Genomic DNA, 18,508 nt, shown 5'->3' on the forward strand with positions numbered 1-18,508 from the left:
CTATATATCCTCTTAACGTTTTCTTAACCTCTCCCATCTTATACTCAGGCTATCTTAATTTTAATAGACCATTAAGAATGCCCTATGAAGCAAATCACTCATACCAACCTTGTAGGCCCATCAGCCGAGCATAGTTCTATCAATCAGACGACGCATGATAATGCACTCGCAGCTGATAGCTTTGCAAGTCATGCCAAAGGTAAAACAGGGCTTTACCGCATCGTAAAAGCCACTGGCTACTCTATAGATGGCTTTAAAGCCGCATATAAATTGGAAGCGGCTTTTAGACAAGTGGTGTGGCTCAATCTTGTACTGCTAGCGGCTGTCATCGTTATGCCTTTTGCGCTTGGTATAAAAATGATGCTGGTCGTCGCTTCTTTTTTGTCGTTGATTGTTGAACTGCTCAATACAGGACTCGAAGCCTGTGTTGACCATACTTCGACCGCCAAACACCCGCTCGCAAAAATCGCAAAAGATGTCGGCTCTGCGGCACAGTTTTTATCTTTATGTTTGTTAATGGTTTTATGGGTAATGGCGTTGTCTGTTCTATTTTATTAAAACACGACGAGCACTCGCATAACAGCGCAACACGCTGCTAGCATTATTTTAGAAAAATAATAAAACGAAGGTCGTATTAGGATCTATCAACATCGCATATACGTTATCAGGTGTAGTCATGACTTCAGAAAACAATGCAATGACTTGGAACTGGCTAAAACTACTGTGCGTGACCATCATGGCCACCTTGGTTTTTGTCCACAGTCAATTAGATGTACGCATCAGTGAGCTTTTTTATAACAATGGACACTGGCTACTCAAAAAAGACGCGCAGCCTTATGCATTTATCTTTTATGATTTGCCCAAAGTATTATTGATTCTATTGGCTGTCTATCTCATAGCGGTTTTAATCATCAAGTACAGACAGTCAAGGCTTAATGCTACTGCCCTAAACTGCAATAAGCTAAATCGCAGTAAGCTCAGTCATAATAAGCTTGATCAGTTTCTGCTTCCTTTACCTATGCGCGAGATTGGCTACCTACTGATTATACTGGCGATTGTACCTGCTACTATTGCCACGCTCAAAGGCGTCACCCATGTTAGTTGCCCAAATGACTTGGTTATTTTTAATGGGGATTTGCCCTACCTCAATCTTTGGCAAAACATCGTAGCAACAACGCCTGCCAGATGCTTCCCAGCAGCTCACGCCAGCGCAGGGTTTTCTTTATATGGATTGGCTTTTTTACCGACATTGAGAAAATACCGCTATCAAATAGTCATATCAGTAACTATTTTGGGCTGGACAATGGGACTGTATAAGATGCTGTTTGGTGATCACTTCTTTAGCCATACATTGGTCTCAATGCTGCTGTCATTAACCATAGCCTGTGCGCTCGCAGCCCTATTTTTCAAACAATCGATTAAAAATGAAGCACACAGCACCAAGGATGATAAAAGACATACTGGTCTTAGCTTGTCTAGCATTGAGCACTCTAACACTTAAAGTCAGCACCTAGCATTCAGTACTTATGCATCAGTACCTATGCATCAGTACTCAGCTTCAATAATTAGGTATCAGTACTTAGCATCAATACTTGGAATTGACGTTCGGGCATGACAGAGTTGTTCGTTATCTCTTTACTAAAATAGCACTACTAAGTATTTGAAAAACCCTGTATAAATAATAAACAATCACTGGCTTATTGTTAAACAAACGCACGGATAGCGCTTGTGAATAAGCTCCTCTATATCAATAGCCGGTAAAGGAATGTGGCTATGCGCTTGTTGTCTATTAGGCCAAAACCATCACATATCTATTCTTCTTTGACCATTCCATTGCTACTCGTAGGCACTGCAAATAGCAGTCAAGCTGCCAGTTACGCTATTAATCCTGCCAGCACTCATATTCGATTTTCTATCGAACGCTTTAAGAGTTCAGCCACGACTGGTGGCTTTTACAATATCAAAGGTCAATTGCAATACGATCCAAACTTAAGATCAGGTGATATCTCATTAATCATACCGATAAACTCCTTAAATACAGGCAATCCTTCTTTCAATAATAGTCTAACGGGGCCTGAATTTTTTGATATGCAGAGATTTCCTTCAGCACATTTTGAATCGACAAAATGGCATTTCAATCAAGATAAAAAAAGCCCGCAGGTCACTCGGGTAGATGGACAATTGACACTGCATGGCGAGACCCACCCAATTAGCCTAACCGCGACTAAGTTCGATTGTTATCTAAACACAAGCATCAGAAAAGATGTTTGCGGTGGCGAGTTCACTGCTACGATTAATCGTACAAAATGGAATATCAATAAATTCGCTTGGTTCGGACTGACCAAGAACCTTGACTTAAGTATCAAGGTCGAAGCCGCCAGACTATAGTATTTTTAATGTTTAGCCACTGATTTTCAATAGACTCTGGTAGTGATTTGCAGAAAGCTTAAAAAGGAATTAGACATGTTTCATCAGTATTATAAAAGCATTGCAAAACCACTTTTGGCGATCATGCCATCATTGTCGTTTTCTTCAGTAATAACACTGACACTAGTACTCAGCTTAGTGTCTACCGTCGTGATGGCAGATACTGTCAGTCTGCCAATGGACACTTTGCCCAGTCCAATAACCCTACCAAATGTTAGCCCTGCTAATAGTGCGCTTGCCAATCGCGGCGCTTACGTGACGCGTACCGCTGACTGTATGGCTTGCCACCGTGAAGACTATAGTGGCGGCGTACCAATTGAGACACCGATTGGCAATATCTATTCGACCAATATTACACCGTCAACGCGCTATGGCATCGGCAACTATACTGAATCTGACTTCAAAAAGGCTTTGCAAAAAGGTCGTGCACCCAATCATCAGCTTTATCCTGCCATGCCTTACCCATCTTATCATGGCATGACAGATGCAGATATCAGCGCCTTGTTCGCGTACTTTCAGACCGTTCCTATCGTAGACAAACCACCTGAAAAAACCACTCATTTGCCTTTCCCGTTAAATATTCGTAGCTTAATGCTGGCATGGAATGTCATCAATGTGCCTTCTACCGAAAACCGCTCAGGACTCACGCAAACCCAGCAACGCGGTGAATATCTGGTCAATAATTTAGAGCATTGCGGCACCTGTCATACGCCGCGCAATCTAACACAAGGCCTTGATAAAGACCGTTACTTATCCGGTGCGCCACTCGGTAAATGGTTTGCACCAAATATCACCCCTGACAACGACACAGGTATCGGTCGTTGGAGCGAAATGGATATCGTGACTTACCTGCGTACAGGAACGCTTGATAAACGCGCTTATGCGGGTGGACCGATGGCAGAAGCCGTGGCACATAGTACGCGTTATCTCACTGATGAAGATCTGATCGCGATGGCTGATTATTTAAAAGTCGTCCCAGCCATTAAGACCGATGATTATCTGATACCAGTCAATGTCTCTCGCCTACCGCAACCATTCAGTAACTCGATTACTTACGACTTACTTGAGCAAAAAGACTATCTGGCGCGTGCCAAAACCAATACTGTCAGCAGTGCCAGCAATAATAGCTTGAACAGCAACACGCCAAAAGAGTTGTATCTAACACATTGCGCTAGCTGTCATGGCGTCGACGGTTACGCCCAGCCCGATGCACGCTACGCCTCCATCGTTGGTTTGAGTAGTATTCGCCGCGTAAAACCTGATGCACTCATTGGCGTCATTGCATTTGGGGCAAAAGGTGCATTTAACACAGCACCAAAAATGCCCGGGTTCTCAGAAGATTTAAGCCCTTCACAGATTGCTAATATTACTAACTATGTACGAGTCACCTTTGGTGGTCTATCTAACAGCGATGTCAGCGCGGCTGATGTGATACGCGTGATAAAAGAAAAAAGCTAGCTATAAAGAATAAGCCTAAATTACTATTTTTGATAATAACGCAAAGACTCAGCACGATAAGGATAATCCTATGAATGACCTGCTCCAATCCCCTACTCGGCGACAATTGCTCTCCATGATAGGCAAAACGGCAGGCGCGACCGCTATGTATCAAGCGATGACCACGTTGGGGTTTGCATCTGAGTCGAGCTTTAAAGAAGAAATGAATCTCAAAGGCGCACCAGCTGGTGCAAGCATCGTGATATTGGGTGCAGGATTGGGTGGTCTAACTGCTGCCTATGAGCTGCGCAAAGCAGGCTATAAAGTCACCGTGCTTGAGTACCAAAACCGTGGCGGTGGACGTAGCTGGACACTCAATAGTGGTGACAAGTATACAGAGCTGGGCGGCGCTGAGGTCACGTGCAACTTTAAAAAAGGCAATTACTTCAATGGCGGTCCATGGCGATTGCCCATCCACCATTATGCGGTCTTTCATTACTGCAAAAAGTTCGGTGTGGCACTGCAGCCTTTTATCCAAACCAATGATCGTGCTTATCTACACCGTACCAATCACTTCGATGGGGCTCCGCAACGCTTGGGCGAAGTACAGAGCGATATTCGCGGTTACGTATCAGAGTTATTATCCAAAGCCGTCAATAAAGGCAGTCTCGATAGTACGGTCAGTAAAGAGGACAAAGAAAAACTCCTCGAAGGTCTCAAGGGCTGGGGTGTTTTGGATAACAATTATCGCTATGTCAAAAGCCATGAAACTGGTAAGCATCGTGGCTATAGTGTATATCCAGGTGGTGGTCTAATGCCTGAGGCCAAGCCATCAACCCCCATACCGATGGACAAATTATTAGACTCAGGCATGTGGTCGGACATTTATACCAACTATACCGTCCATGTCCATCAACCAGCGATGTTTCAGCCTGTCGGCGGTATGGGGAAAATCGGTGATGCGTTCACGCGTGAATGTCGTGAGATGATTACCTTCAATACCAAAGTCACCAAAATCAATCAAGACGAGACTGGCGTAACCGTTGACTATGTCGATAGCAATAGCCCTGACGGTGCAGCCAAAACAGTGCGCGCAGATTGGTGTATTTGCACCATCCCCTTGTCAATATTGACGCAGATGGATATCAATGTCTCCGCGCCAATGAAACAAGCGATGACAGCCGTTCCTTATGACAGCTCTTACAAAGTGGGTTTAGAGTTCAAACGGCGGTTTTGGGAAGAGGATGAATGGATCTATGGCGGCATCACTTACACCGATATGCCTATCTCGCAAATCTCCTACCCGTCACAAGATATGTTTACCACAGGCTCGGGCGTGCTACTTGGCGCGTATGGATTTGGGGAAACCTCGTACAAATTTAACTCATTAACCCCCAAAGAACGTATCAATGCCGCGCTCGCCTATGGCAAACAGATTCATCCGCAATATACCAAAGAGTTCCGTTCGGGCACGTCTGTCGCATGGCACCGTATCCCTTGGTCGCTTGGCTGCTACGGTATCTGGAGCGAGTCCAGTCGTGAGCAGTATTACGACACACTCTGCGAGATTGACCACCGGATTGTATTAGCAGGTGAGCACTGCTCACATATTCCTGCGTGGCAAGAAGGCGCGATACTATCTGGTATGGATGCTGCCAAACGCTTGCATCAAAAGGCCAAAAAACTTGGATAGCCAGTTTTTGAGTAATGAGCTTTGAGCCACATGTTTTTAGATAAAAAATCTGCCGTACAAGCAAGGATGATGATAATGAAAGTAAGAACATTAGGCATATCGCGGGAAACCATAAACATCGTGACATCAAACTCAATCAAACTATTTAGGCCACTCAGCTCAAACAAGGCCATGATAGCCATAGTTATTGGTGGGTCAGTATTATTCTCAGGCTGTAGTCAATATAAAGCGGAGAACGCCGTTACCATTGCCAGTCAGCAAACAGCGCCAATGGTGTCTGACAACCGGTTTGACAATCAGGCCAGTCGCAATCAGGGTGCATGGGGCGGTGTCTATATGTCAAAAGAAGCCTTGGCGAAGCCCGCTACCAACATCGTCGATGCAGAGTCAATACCAAAAATGCTCGATGACGCCAGCTTGCAGCAGTGGCTCACCAAGTTTGAAGGCAGTACACAAGGCAAAACGGGGTTTTTGACCACCAATGGCAAAAAGCTCTACGATGATTCTTGTGCAGGTTGTCACATGCAAAAAGGCGAAGGTGCGCAAGGCGCAGGCTACTATCCACCACTGGCCAACAACAGCAAGATGCAATCAAAGTATTATATTATCAGTGTCGTTATCAATGGCCTGCGCGGTATGCCCTCTTTTCATCGCATGATGAATGACGAGCAAATAGCAGCCGTCACGCAATACGTGCATAGCGATCTAAATAATTTCACAGATATAGTGACTGCTGCTAATGTCGCACAGCTGCGTCATGAGTTTCCACCCGGATCTGATCCTAGTGAATAAACGAGTCTGTTGAGTTTTTCAGACATGCTATTTATACACCAAGTATCAGCTTATATAGTCAAAGAAGTCTAAAAAGACATGATATTGAAGCCAAAAAAAACGCCACTGGATTCAATCCAATGGCGTTTTATGTAAAATAAAAGTCAAATCCTATACTAGGCGAATGATCCTATAGAATAGTCGTAGCGATATCAGTCTGTATGAGCAGCTCATGAGTACCAGTAGCAACATCAGAGAAACTATAAACATCATAATTGTTGCCACCCTGCGATACAGTAGTACCTGTATCATTCCACTCATTAGTTAATGTGACTGAATCACCATTAACACCGCCATTGCCTTTGATAATCAAATCTTTATCATTGACTCCTGTTTCACTAATGATATCCAGCACATCACTAGTGGACAGATTGATAAGTGACTGAGCGCCATTGCCTGTCATATCGATCACTTCAATGCTTTCAAATTTGGTTGAATCAAAAGTACCAAAGTCGATTGTCGTTCCTGAAATGTTAATAAGCAAAGTATCACTGCCATCGCCACCATTGATGACTAGATCGTCGGCATCAAATACTATCGTATCGTTACCCGCTCCGGCATCAATCGTATCTGCGCCCGCGCCGCCGTTAATTGTATCATTGCCAATGCCGCCATTAATCGTATCAACACCAGCACCGCCGTTGAGGATATCGTTACCTGCACCGCCACTAATCGTGTCATTACCACCGCCACCAGTAATGGTATCGTTACCGGCATTGCCAGTTAAAACATCATCGCCAGCATCGCCATTCAGGGTATCGTTACCGCTACCACCGATAAAGGTGTCATTACCGTCGCCGCCAGTATATCTAAGCGCAGACGTCTGGTTGACTGAAATCAAAGTATCATCGTCAGGAGTACCGTTGAAAATCAACGTTGAGGCAATATCGATAGGTATCTCTCTTACAATAGGGGTCCCAACAATATCAGTATCAGCTGATTCAACCGTTTGTAGGCTGATCTCTAGTTTACCTTCATATGGCACGGCTGATTTCACAAGCAATTCGTTCAGTTGAGCTGGCGTGACACCTTTAATGGTATAAGTGCCAGTGCCTGCACCCTCATCAAACTCAAACGTAACATCGCTTATAACAGTGCCACTTTTGGTTTTAACGTCGAGCACACCACCATTTAGGTTAGCTCCCGTCAGTCTCACATTTACCGTTTCACTACCATCAATGTCTACCATAGCGGCATTCAAATTAAGTGCTGTCCACTTACCCTGAAAACCAAGCACAGCGGTAGGTTTGAACTCGATAGCATCAGCAACTGGCGTCACATCAAGAGTAATATCTAATGAGTTGCTAACCACGCCACTATCACTAACGACTTTCATTTGAATAGGTATAATATTACCCACTATGCCACTTACGTTCTCTGGCGGCTGAATGAGAATGCTGTTGGGGTTACCATTTAAATCAGTGGCATCAATCGTCCATAGATTACCATTGCCGTTGAGATTACCGTTGTTACTGGCCAAAACCTCATTGTTATTTATGTCTATATAATAGACTAAATAACCATTGGGTACATTATCTAGGCTGATAGCAGCGGCACTATCCTTCACAGTATTTGAACCTCCACTGACATCGCTGTCACCTTGGATATCAATTAAACCAGTCTCATAAGGAATAGCGATCTTGGTATCCTCAGCACCTGTTACTATAGCAGTAGTCTCTTCGGTACCAGGTTTAAAGATATTAAGCGCATCAGGTTGGGCGGCAACTTCGACATTATATTTATACTCGTAGTCAACCACAGCACCATCGTCAGCCACATCGCTTACCTCTTTATGAGAAGCATTTACAATAATGGTGGCACTACCATCAGCATTCGCAGCAGGGGTATATTGAACAGTAACGCTATCAGGAGGATTAACTAAGTCTCCTGCGCCATTGTTCAGATCGACTACATAATCACCGTTACCGTCTGGTGTCAATGTTATACCGTTATATGTCAATACGCCAGCAGTGCCTGATCCTGTCTTTAATTCTGTTTCATCAATCTTAATATACAACTTACCACCAACTAGTGACACATAATCACCGTCTGCGCTGTTGGTGAGATCAATGACAATATCCACTGCTATATCTTCATCGGTTGAAACGACTGAAGTCTGACCATCGTTATCAAAGGCATCAGTGACGGGTTTGACCGTAATAGCAACCTTCTCAGTCGTGGATACATATTCGCGCCCTTTATTATCGCGCGAAGTAAAGGTTACGTCAAAGCTTAGCTCTTGACCGGTCTCATTAGTGCTAAAGTCTGCTAGCAGCGAAACATTTATCGCATCAAGCGCCTCCTCTGGCGTCAGCGCACTAGCATTACTCACGCTAATGATCCACTGGTCTCCAATTAATACAGCACTCACTTGGCTTGAAAAGTTCGGATCTATAGACAGATTCACGCCCTCTGGCGCACCACTTAGCGAGATATTATAAGAAGTCATACTACTATCACTGATATCTGCCAGCGTAGCATCAATCACATCACCTAGAATAAAACTGCCATCCTCATCAGGAGTAATAGACTTAATAACCAACTCATTAACTAAGATAACAGGTGGGGGATTGTTACCCTCTCCTATACGTGTCAGCTTTAAGAGAAAGTCTTGACTATCGCGCTCTTCTATACCATCTATGCCTTGACCATCAATATCCTGAGTAACCCCTGTTACAGTAATAGGTATATCACCTACAGAGAAATTAGCGCCATTATCACGCGCCAGTACTAAAGTATAGTTTGCTTCACCCTCTGGGTTAACCCCTGTAGTAATGAGTTTATCAGGTACATTCACATACCACACACCATTGGATAAGATGCCACCTTGTACGATAATACCATCAGGCACACCGCTAACCTCTAATCGAGTAAACACCTCTGAACCGTCTTGGTCAGGCGAGGTCAAAGAGACGGTAACCGTCGCAATCTCATTGTCTCCACTGTTATCAATACTCACATCTATTTCATCTAGAGTAATCGTTGGATTATCAGTGACTGCTTGGAAAGTGACTTTGACTTCTTTACCTGTTATAGGTGATGACGTTGTAGTAACTGTCGAACCGTCTGCTAATTCAGTTGTGTCAGTATAAGTGTAATCAAAAGGTATGGTGACTGGAGTGTCTAGGTGTTCAATGCCATACTTGACTTCTACTTTATCAGTAGCATCAAAGACATAGTCTTGATTTGCTAGCTGCTCTTCGATTAGATTCGTATTTTCATCAGCATAATTTGAGTTATTGCGATCACCATAGACAGTTACCGTACCATCAGCCTCTGTCACCTTCAACATGAGACCATCATTGATAAGGTTTTGCCCTTCAATAATCACACTCTTAAGTGATTCTTGACCTGTCGTTAGAGCACCCAGATCTTTCGTAGTGAACGCTGCAGCGAAGTTAATAGTTGCCCACACATCCTCTGTCGCGAGCACTTTCGGGTCATTGACGACTCCATCAGAAGCATCTGGAATGACTAAGATAGAAACTGTTTTAGGAGAATGCGTAACACTATCGCCTGATACACGCTCAGTGGTAGCACCTGTAATATCAAAGCTAACATCACCTGCAAAGTTCTTTGGGGTGGTCAACATAGCACCACCATTCTGAATAGCAGCAAGCGGCACTGACCACACGCGATCCGCACCACTACCTCCTAAGAACACCACACCAGCGCCTACGATATTAAAACCTTCAGGTAGTCCTGTTATGCTATAGCTTATCGCTTCAGGTTGCGGTGAGCCACTATCATAAGGCGCTATTGACATAGCATTATCAAAGAAGTCTGATACTGCGATACTGTTGGTACTCAAACCTTCAGAATTGGGCTGGTCTTCGGCAATTACTTTAGTGTAATTTACATTTTCGCGGTCAACAGCCAGATCATCGTTTAAGATAAGATCTGCTAGACCACTGACCTTGATCGATAGATTCAGTGGTGGATTAGGACTAGGATCGCTGGTATCACCATCACTCTCTACACTCACGGCTGACACTTTGAGATTGACCGTGCCGCTATAGTTTTCAGCAGGAATGAAGTAAAGGCTAGTCACGTCATTGGTATAGTTATCGATAGTGGCTGTCTCGGTGACCTTACCAGTACCGATGTCCGTAACCGTGCTAGTAGGTACTAAGGTTGAAACACCTAATGCATTGACAGCATATAGCTGCGCACCTACTGGTATTTCAGTAATGGTGACGTTATAGACTTCAGAACCATCATCATCACGCGAGCTTGGGCGAATACTGAGCGGAATGCCAGCGGTAGGATTAATGACTGCAGCTGATGATCCATCACGGTTATTACCGCCACTAATTGCCTGATCTTCAAAGCCGAAGGCTGGATTAACGCCCAATGTAATTGGGTCAGCAACACCTGCAACTGTGAAAGTTAAGTAACTCTCGCCACTGGTTGCTGTCACACTAGCACCACCATCTTCATCAACATCGACCGTTTTGGCCTCGACTTTGATAGTTGTTTTAGCATCTAAATCATTCGATAGTGATTTGGCGGTGTAGTCGCTATAGTCTTGTGGTGGTGTGATAGTAAGTGTATCGAGATACTCAATAGGAATATCAACGCCATTACCACTATCAGTTAAGCTAACAACACCGTCGTCGTCCTCATACTTAAACACTGCCCCTGATACCGACTGAAATCCATTTATATCATTATAACCAAAGGTCATATGGGCGTAGGTTTCTTCAGAGAGATCTTGGTTAAACCAGCCATCTATTAGGTTAAACGTAGTACTAGTATTGGCATCAATACCACTACCAAGATTAAAGGCAGCGTCCTCTTGGGCGGTAGCGGTATAAACACGGTCTGGATTGATGGTTAGGTCGGCTATGCCATCACCATCAGTATCTGAAACAACACCGTCACCAACGACTTCAGCAACTGGTGTAACTGTTACCTTTTTGGTCAATGTTGTGATGTTGGTATCAAAAACGAGGTTTGGAGTACCTCCATCATCATCAAAATCTGTACTAGTCAGTCTGAACTCGATGTTAGTATCTGCTGAAGAATGTGCAGTTGGCGTGAGTAAAAACCCACTTAGATCAGGTGAGTTAGTCATATTAATGGTAATTGTGTTATCAGGAGCTACTATAGCTATGCCATCGGTATCGGTATATGACCAACCTGCTGGTAACTCGAACGTAATTTCAGTAACAATTTCTGGAATAGTTTCATTGCCCGACAGGTTGTCACCGACTCGGAAATTAAACTCAGCAAGTGAAAAAGTAGTATCTTCAGTAGTACTAACATTATTGGCTGCTACTCGACCAGCGACTGGAGTAACCGTCATATCGACTGTAACCGTATTGATTAGCTCAACAGAAGTATCAGCGATATCAGAGTCAGCATCATGATCTTGAGTATATAAAGATACGGTAATGTTCTCCATATCGAGCGAGTTATTGACTCCTGATTTGATACGTATTGTAGGTTGACCAGCACTGGTATCAAATACAAACTCACTTGTACCAGTGACAGTGGCAAGGTCATTAACTAGGGTAATGTTGCCACTACCATCTTTATTAACTGTAGCCCCTATTGTAGTTGATCCATTGTCATCTATAGGAGCACTTGGTGCAATGACATTGCCATTAGCATCAACCAGTTCAACCACAGCATCTGGCTGTAAGCCAGTAATAACAAAACCGTAAGTCTCCCGATTTATATTATTGCCTTCTAAATCACCAAAATTGATGGCAATCGGTAAGTCAACAGAGTCGCCTTCTTTGGCACTAACTTCGTATTTCCCATCGATAGAGACCACTGTCCCTGTAGTATAGCCAAACTCACTAAAGCCATCATTATCGTCATGTGGATTATCTAGATTATTAGGATCATTTTTATCTGCGCTATCAGTTACGGCTTGGACATCAACTTTGATAGTTGTATTAGAAGTTGCACCCTCTACTCCTGCCAATATATTGCCGTCATTATCCACTTCATACTCTGTTACCGACATTTGAATATCAAAGTTTGTAGCATCATCTTCAGGTGGCGTAAGGGTCATTGCTTCAAATTCAGCACTGGTCATTGAGTGATTAGCAGAAGCTTCAGTAATGCCAGCATGTGACATATTAATATCGGTTAAGAAAATAGTCACCGCGCCACCATCTATGGCTATGGTTTTATCAACACCTCCATCTTTATAATTTAATATTGCGCCATTTGGTACGTTGACGCCTGTCAAGGTGATTAAGCCAATACGTTCAGGGTTGTCGGTATCGTTCCCTGTGCCATCAAGATCAGCATTATCAGTGATTTTTACTGATAATCCTAGGTCAACTGTGGTGTCTTCATTTGTGGTTATGACTCCTGTCTTTCCAGCTTCGACTTCAGCATTACCAATTTCTATAGTTGGCTTATCTGATACGGGATTGACAGTAATAGTCAATTTTTGACTTGTTTCTTCACGAGTTGCACCAGTAACACCGTTTGAGACATTCGCAGTGATAATTGGTAGCGTACCACTGTAATCGCTAGTCGCCACATATTCATAAGTGCCATCACTATTAAAGGTAATATTACCGATAATTTGAGTAACATTATTAGAATCTACTACAGTAACATCAATAGCTTTGCCGAGAGGTTGTATAGCACCACCACTAATCTGGAAGCTTTCTACAGTTAATTTTTCACCAATATCCGGATCATCAGTGTCATTTTCATCAAAGATAGTAGCAAGCACAACACCTGAGGTCGTCGTGCCATTCTCATCGATAGTAATACTATTATCGGCAAGTGCAATACCGCCATCGTTGGTACCAGTGATAGTGACTTCAACGTAGCGAACCTCACTTTTGCTCAGCTCGTTACCATTAGCAGCCGTAGTGACACCTTTATCATCGTTAACTTGTACCGCGTAACGGATGGTCACGGTTGTGCCAGCTGGAATAAAATCGATATAATCAGCTCGTGCTTCAAAATCCCAATCTGCTGTCGTATCTGTTACTGTCGCCGGATCAATCTCAAACAATCCTCTGAGCACAGCCTCTTGATCTTCTGTAAAGTTTAGACCTGAAGAAGTAGTGATTGTAGTGTTGGCATCTTCTAAATAGCTAATGGTTAAACCATCAGTCGTATCTTTATCATTAAAACTGATAATGCCATTTTGAGTGAGCTTTGTATCATCTGTCGGTTCAATAAATTGGGTTGAAGCAATCAAGCCATTAGAACTGGTCTTAATAGTTGGCTGATCGTTAGTGCCTATAATAGTTATAGTAAGCTTAGCGGTATCAGTACTACCATCAGCATCAGTAATGGTGTACTCAAACGTTTCTTTTCGCTGTTCGCCTGCTGCTAAAAACTCTATAGCGGCGTTATCAACACTATAGGTATAGGCACCATCAGGACTTAGCGTCAGCTCGCCAAAATTACCTAGAGTTATGCCATCAACAATACCAACATCACCACCTGATGACTCTACTGCTGTTACTATGGTGGTGGCATCTGCACCTAAGTCATCAGCTTCAGTGGGCGCAGCACCAGATATTACGTTACCCGTTGCTATAATTTTGTTAGATTGCTCATCTACATTTACATTTTCAGTAACGCTATTCTTGTCATTATTTGCAACAGGTACAGTATCGATGATCTCAATATCTAAAGTATCATTGATTGTGCCACCAATTGTATTGGTTAATACTACGTTGAACTGCTCGACTACTTCACGATTCAATACATCATGATCTTTTGCATTGCCATCTTCTGTATATTCATAAGTTAATATACCTGTAACAGCATCGTAATTAGTAGCTACAAGTGTCCCAAAATTACTATTTGGTATGATAATACTAACCTCTGCCCCAGGCGTACTAGATGCTGATGTTACATCTACACCACCAACAGTCAGCGCTGTCACGCTCTGCGGATTGGTGATGTTAATAGTGCCAGTGATTATAGCGCTTGTTCCTTCAGTCACACTATTATCATTAATCGTTAATGTAGGCACAATATCGTTATCAAGAATCGTACCCGTGCCACTGTCATTGCCAATGGTCAGCTCGGTGGTTTCATTGTTCTCAAGAATAAGGTCATTTGACGTCGGGTAGCTGACCGTGAAGCCCGTAACGCCAGCTGGTACCGTGATGGTGCCATCACCATTGTCGATGACTTCGTTGCTAAAGGTTGGCGCATTGGTGAAGTCATTGTCTACGCCTGCAACAGCGGTGACACCTGCTAACTCAAACTCATAAGTGACGTCCGCTTGGGTGGTGCCATTCACTGTGACTTGGTGGACCAGATTGTCCCCTTCTGTCGCGCTCGCATTGCCAACGGTTAGGGTCGGTTTGTCACCGTCGGTGTTGGCAGCTGGATTCTGTGGGTCATCTGATTCATCTAAGATGGTGCCGGTGGCGCTATTTAAAGTAGGATCGGTGTTTACTGTCGCATTTACCGCGCCCGTGATACTCATACCCAATACTTCTGAGACTTCATAGAAACCATCGTTGGTTGGGGTAATGGTGAACGTTGGGTTGTTAGTAGCACCAACTGCTGGTATGGTCACTTCAATACCAGCAAGGGCTTCGGCCACTGTGTAGGTGGTTTCTAAGCCTTTAGCGTCTGTGAAGATGATTTCTTGATCGAGAATGTCCGCTGCTACTGCGCCGCCAATGCCGCCTGGCAAATCAAGCTTGACGGTTACGGTACTGTCTTTGTCCGTTGCGCCTGTTTGAAAGATCTCAAAGACGATGGTGTCATCATCAACACCTTCAATAGCTGTGTCAGCTCCATCTGCAGTCTTAATACTGACTACAGGAATGGCATCTAAAGCATCTTTAATCGTACCAGTACCAGCCACTCCATCAATGGTAAGCTCGGTGGTTTCATTATTCTCAAGAATAGTGTCAGTTAACGTCGGATAGCTAACTGTGAAGCCCGTAACGCCAGCTGGTACCGTGATGGTGCCATCACCATTGTCGATGACTTCGTTGCTAAAGGTTGGCGCATTGGTGAAGTCATTGTCTACGCCTGCAACAGCGGTGACACCTGCTAACTCAAACTCATAAGTGACGTCCGCTTGGGTGGTGCCATTCACTGTGACTTGGTGGACCAGATTGTCCCCTTCTGTCGCGCTCGCATTGCCAACGGTTAGGGTCGGTTTGTCACCGTCGGTGTTGGCAGCTGGATTCTGTGGGTCATCTGATTCATCTAAGATGGTGCCGGTGGCACTGTTCATACTAACAGTAGCAGGAGTTAGACTGTTCGCATTAATGACAATATCAAGCACTATACTTTCTGACTGCTCGTAAATAGTGTCGTTGGCCACTGTGACATTGATGGCTGGTGCCAAGCTCTGTCCTGCTGGTATTTTGACACTTGCTCCATTGGTTATAAAACCTTGGATATCATTTGGATTACTTAGAAATACAGTAACGCCATCAATGCCAACGTAACTAATAGAAATAATATCTGCCAATTCAATACTACTAGTATCGCTAAGTTTTACATCAACTAACGTGTCGAAGTTACTAATTTTATCTTGTGATACAGTAAAGACTAGTCCGTTGTCAACCCCTTCAATCGATTGCGAGTCGGTGGCCGTAATGCTAACCACTGGGATGTCACTACCTGTCGTTGGATTGTTAGGATCAACAGGCGTACTACCATCAGTAGTACCATCATCATAGATAGTTGTGGTCACCATGTTTTCAATAGTATCAATAGCTGCTCTACCAGAGCTGACACTTGTGATAGCTACTGTAAAACTCTCAGCCCCTTCATAAATATCATCATTAACAATTGGTATGCCAAAATCTATTGAGGTTTGCCCAGCCGGAATCGTTACTGTTTGTGTGACTGGCGCTCTAAAGTCATCACCTTCAGCAGATCCAGGTGTAATCGTGACCGTTACCGTAGTGTCCGTCGCACTTGCTTTATCAAGGGTGACCGTATATAGCGCAGTATTTGCTTCGTTGGCAGCATTGGCTTCGCTCAAGCTCGTAACACCACTAAGACTGATGATAGGAGCAGGTTCTATAGGCTTACCATCATCATCGTCATCACCGCCTCCACTACTGAGACCCAATACCAAACCAGCCAAACCAAGACCGGCAGCTGCAGGTATCCACCAAGGTATCGCCGCTGCTATATATTCAGTTCCACCTAGTGCCTGACCTTCGACATCTCCTGTCTCTAGCTGCGTGACATAATCGTAAGTCTCACCAGTATCTGGAATATAGTAATAGTACTCACCATCTTCAGCGATACCTAGCAATGCGCTGTCTGCTTCGTCGTAGAAGCCTTCTATAATAAGATCACTCTCTTTGCCATCTTCTTCGAATGAGATGTGTAAATCATTTTTTAGGCGTTTGGTAATAATATGATTGGGTGCACGACCGATTGCCGCATCATGAAACTCATAATTCACTTTATCCATAGCTTTAATAATGGTCGGTTTACCATCTTTAGTCACCACTTGTACTTGAGCTACAGTCTGAGTCGCATCGTTAGTTTTAACAATAATAGTATTCATATGCTTCTTTACCTTCGATTTTTTAATTCAAATAATATAGATTGATATATTCATATTAGGCAGGTTTGGTTGCCACAGAGTAATACCATTATTAGTTACGTACGCGCTCTTCAACTACAGCAACAACACGGCGATTAAGTTGACGACCGTCTACGGTATCATTGCTTGCTCGTGGTTGCGACTCTCCATAGCCAATAGCACTTATACGGTCAGAATCAATACCAAACTCAGTAATTAGCACGTCTTTCACTGCATCGACTCGGCGCTGCGATAAATCTTGGTTATAGTTATCTTTGCCTCGGCTATCGGTGTGTCCTTCAATGGTCACCACTGTATTTGGGTACTGTCGCATAAACTCTACTAATTCAGTGGCTTTTGAATAGTATTCTGGACGTACTACAGCTTTATCTGTCTCAAATAATATTTCAAGATCAATAGTCATTCTTTCGGACAAAGCTGGTGTTGGGGTCTTTATCACGGTAGGTGGGTTGGTTGGTGGTGCGGCTACGATAGGTAGTGGACAATTAGGAACAACACGGCTAATTTGATGAGATTGATAACGTTTTTTTGCCAGTAGTTGCAATGCACTATCAGCAGTGATTCGCTGTAAGGTACTTTGACCTGTTTCAGTCATATTCACATGGAAAAAGTAAGTTTGGCCGCCAGCTAGCTCGTAATCTTTTTTATTTGCGAGCAAGTTATTGTCTTTAAATCCTGTGGCATGAGCACTTAATTGATTTATACCGACACATGATTCAACCACCGTATAGTTGCCTGCATGTAGACTCACTTGAAACCTATTATTTACTGCAATGTTGGCACTCGTTTGTTCAGGATGACCATCATTTTGTCTAATAAAGACTAAGCGGGTTTTATCAGCGGATACGCTTCTATCTAATATACGATTAATATCAGCATCAGTTTGGTTATTCCATGCAACCTTACTCACATGGCGACTGTCTCCGTCGTTATCAATACTATTGTTACCAGTCACAGCGCACGCTGTCACCCCTAATAGCATTACTGGCAACACAATAATATTGATAGATTTTCTGATTATATTTCCCATGACTCTTCCTTAGCTTCCTTAGCTGGTTTTTTAAATTAACCATGAATATGTATATATGCTACTTACCTTTGTACGTAGATACTAGTACAGTTAAACCATCCAAATGACCGTCTATCGCTTTTTACCTATGAACATACACCTTAGACATTTAATTTTTTTATTTAAATCAACTACCTAAAATTCCTTGTTGTACAAAAAACTTTTATACAGCAAGCCAACTACTACCTTACATAGAAATCCATTTCACAGCTAAAAAACTATTGTTCATTTATTATTTACAGAAATAATAATTACTAGTTCTTTAAATACTGCAAAATGAATGCCAACTCTTATAAATTCGTACTACTATAAAATAAACCTCGCAAGCTGTTATGCTTGGCGAGGTTTATTTTGTACAGAGTATTCTATAGTAATTACTACGCTAATGACTGTCATCCAATAATTCAAAGGTAACGATTAAATCATGGCGATAAGTCATCTCGATGAGATCTAATGTTTTCATATAATGATCTTGATCTCTGAGTCTATGATGTTCAATGCGTGCTAATCTAACGATAAAAGA

At 43.2% G+C, this 18,508-nt stretch carries 8 protein-coding genes; 6 read left to right on the forward strand and 2 right to left on the reverse strand.

What is annotated here, in order from left to right:
- Window positions 1–84: 84 nt before the first annotated feature.
- From JMY00_RS00425 to JMY00_RS00450, 6 genes are all read left to right on the forward strand, one after another.
- Entirely contained in the window at window positions 85–558 is a 474-nt protein-coding gene (locus JMY00_RS00425; protein ID WP_201578685.1) for a diacylglycerol kinase, read from the forward strand.
- Window positions 559–676: 118 nt separating this feature from the next.
- Complete coding sequence (locus JMY00_RS00430) at window positions 677–1,501, forward strand: PAP2 family lipid A phosphatase (RefSeq protein WP_201578686.1); 825 nt, start codon at window positions 677–679, stop codon at window positions 1,499–1,501.
- Window positions 1,502–1,773: 272 nt separating this feature from the next.
- Window positions 1,774–2,388 (forward strand): YceI family protein, encoded by a 615-nt coding sequence (locus tag JMY00_RS00435; RefSeq protein WP_201578687.1) that lies wholly within the window; start codon window positions 1,774–1,776, stop codon window positions 2,386–2,388.
- Window positions 2,389–2,511: 123 nt separating this feature from the next.
- Window positions 2,512–3,885 carry a cytochrome c gene (locus JMY00_RS00440; protein WP_346764992.1) on the forward strand — a complete coding sequence of 458 codons (1,374 nt, stop codon included), beginning with the start codon at window positions 2,512–2,514 and terminating at the stop codon, window positions 3,883–3,885.
- Between the two features lie 70 nt (window positions 3,886–3,955).
- Window positions 3,956–5,557: a flavin monoamine oxidase family protein gene (locus JMY00_RS00445; RefSeq protein ID WP_201578689.1), complete on the forward strand. Its 1,602-nt coding sequence runs from the start codon at window positions 3,956–3,958 to the stop codon at window positions 5,555–5,557.
- Between the two features lie 171 nt (window positions 5,558–5,728).
- The gene (locus JMY00_RS00450) at window positions 5,729–6,349 is read left to right on the forward strand and encodes a cytochrome c (protein WP_201578809.1); all 621 of its coding nucleotides are present in this window, start codon (window positions 5,729–5,731) and stop codon (window positions 6,347–6,349) included.
- 169 nt (window positions 6,350–6,518) lie between these two features.
- Here the strand turns inward: JMY00_RS00450 and JMY00_RS00455 are convergent, their stop codons facing one another.
- Window positions 6,519–16,877, reverse strand: a complete 10,359-nt coding sequence (locus tag JMY00_RS00455; RefSeq protein ID WP_201578690.1) for a VCBS domain-containing protein — start codon at window positions 16,875–16,877, stop codon at window positions 6,519–6,521.
- Window positions 16,878–16,968: 91 nt separating this feature from the next.
- On the reverse strand, window positions 16,969–17,946 hold the full coding sequence (locus JMY00_RS00460) for an OmpA family protein (RefSeq protein WP_201578691.1): 978 nt from the start codon (window positions 17,944–17,946) through the stop codon (window positions 16,969–16,971).
- Window positions 17,947–18,508 lie beyond the last annotated feature (562 nt).

The organism is Psychrobacter sp. Pi2-52, assembly GCF_904846705.1.
Classification (GTDB): domain Bacteria; phylum Pseudomonadota; class Gammaproteobacteria; order Pseudomonadales; family Moraxellaceae; genus Psychrobacter.

Coding starts and splice junctions, on each gene's coding strand:
- JMY00_RS00460 (WP_201578691.1), bottom strand. CDS start 17,946: ATGGGAAATATAATCAGAAAATCTATCAATATTATTGTGTTGCCAGTA.
- JMY00_RS00455 (WP_201578690.1), bottom strand. CDS start 16,877: ATGAATACTATTATTGTTAAAACTAACGATGCGACTCAGACTGTAGCT.
- JMY00_RS00450 (WP_201578809.1), top strand. CDS start 5,729: ATGATAGCCATAGTTATTGGTGGGTCAGTATTATTCTCAGGCTGTAGT.
- JMY00_RS00445 (WP_201578689.1), top strand. CDS start 3,956: ATGAATGACCTGCTCCAATCCCCTACTCGGCGACAATTGCTCTCCATG.
- JMY00_RS00435 (WP_201578687.1), top strand. CDS start 1,774: ATGCGCTTGTTGTCTATTAGGCCAAAACCATCACATATCTATTCTTCT.
- JMY00_RS00430 (WP_201578686.1), top strand. CDS start 677: ATGACTTCAGAAAACAATGCAATGACTTGGAACTGGCTAAAACTACTG.
- JMY00_RS00440 (WP_346764992.1), top strand. CDS start 2,512: ATGCCATCATTGTCGTTTTCTTCAGTAATAACACTGACACTAGTACTC.
- JMY00_RS00425 (WP_201578685.1), top strand. CDS start 85: ATGAAGCAAATCACTCATACCAACCTTGTAGGCCCATCAGCCGAGCAT.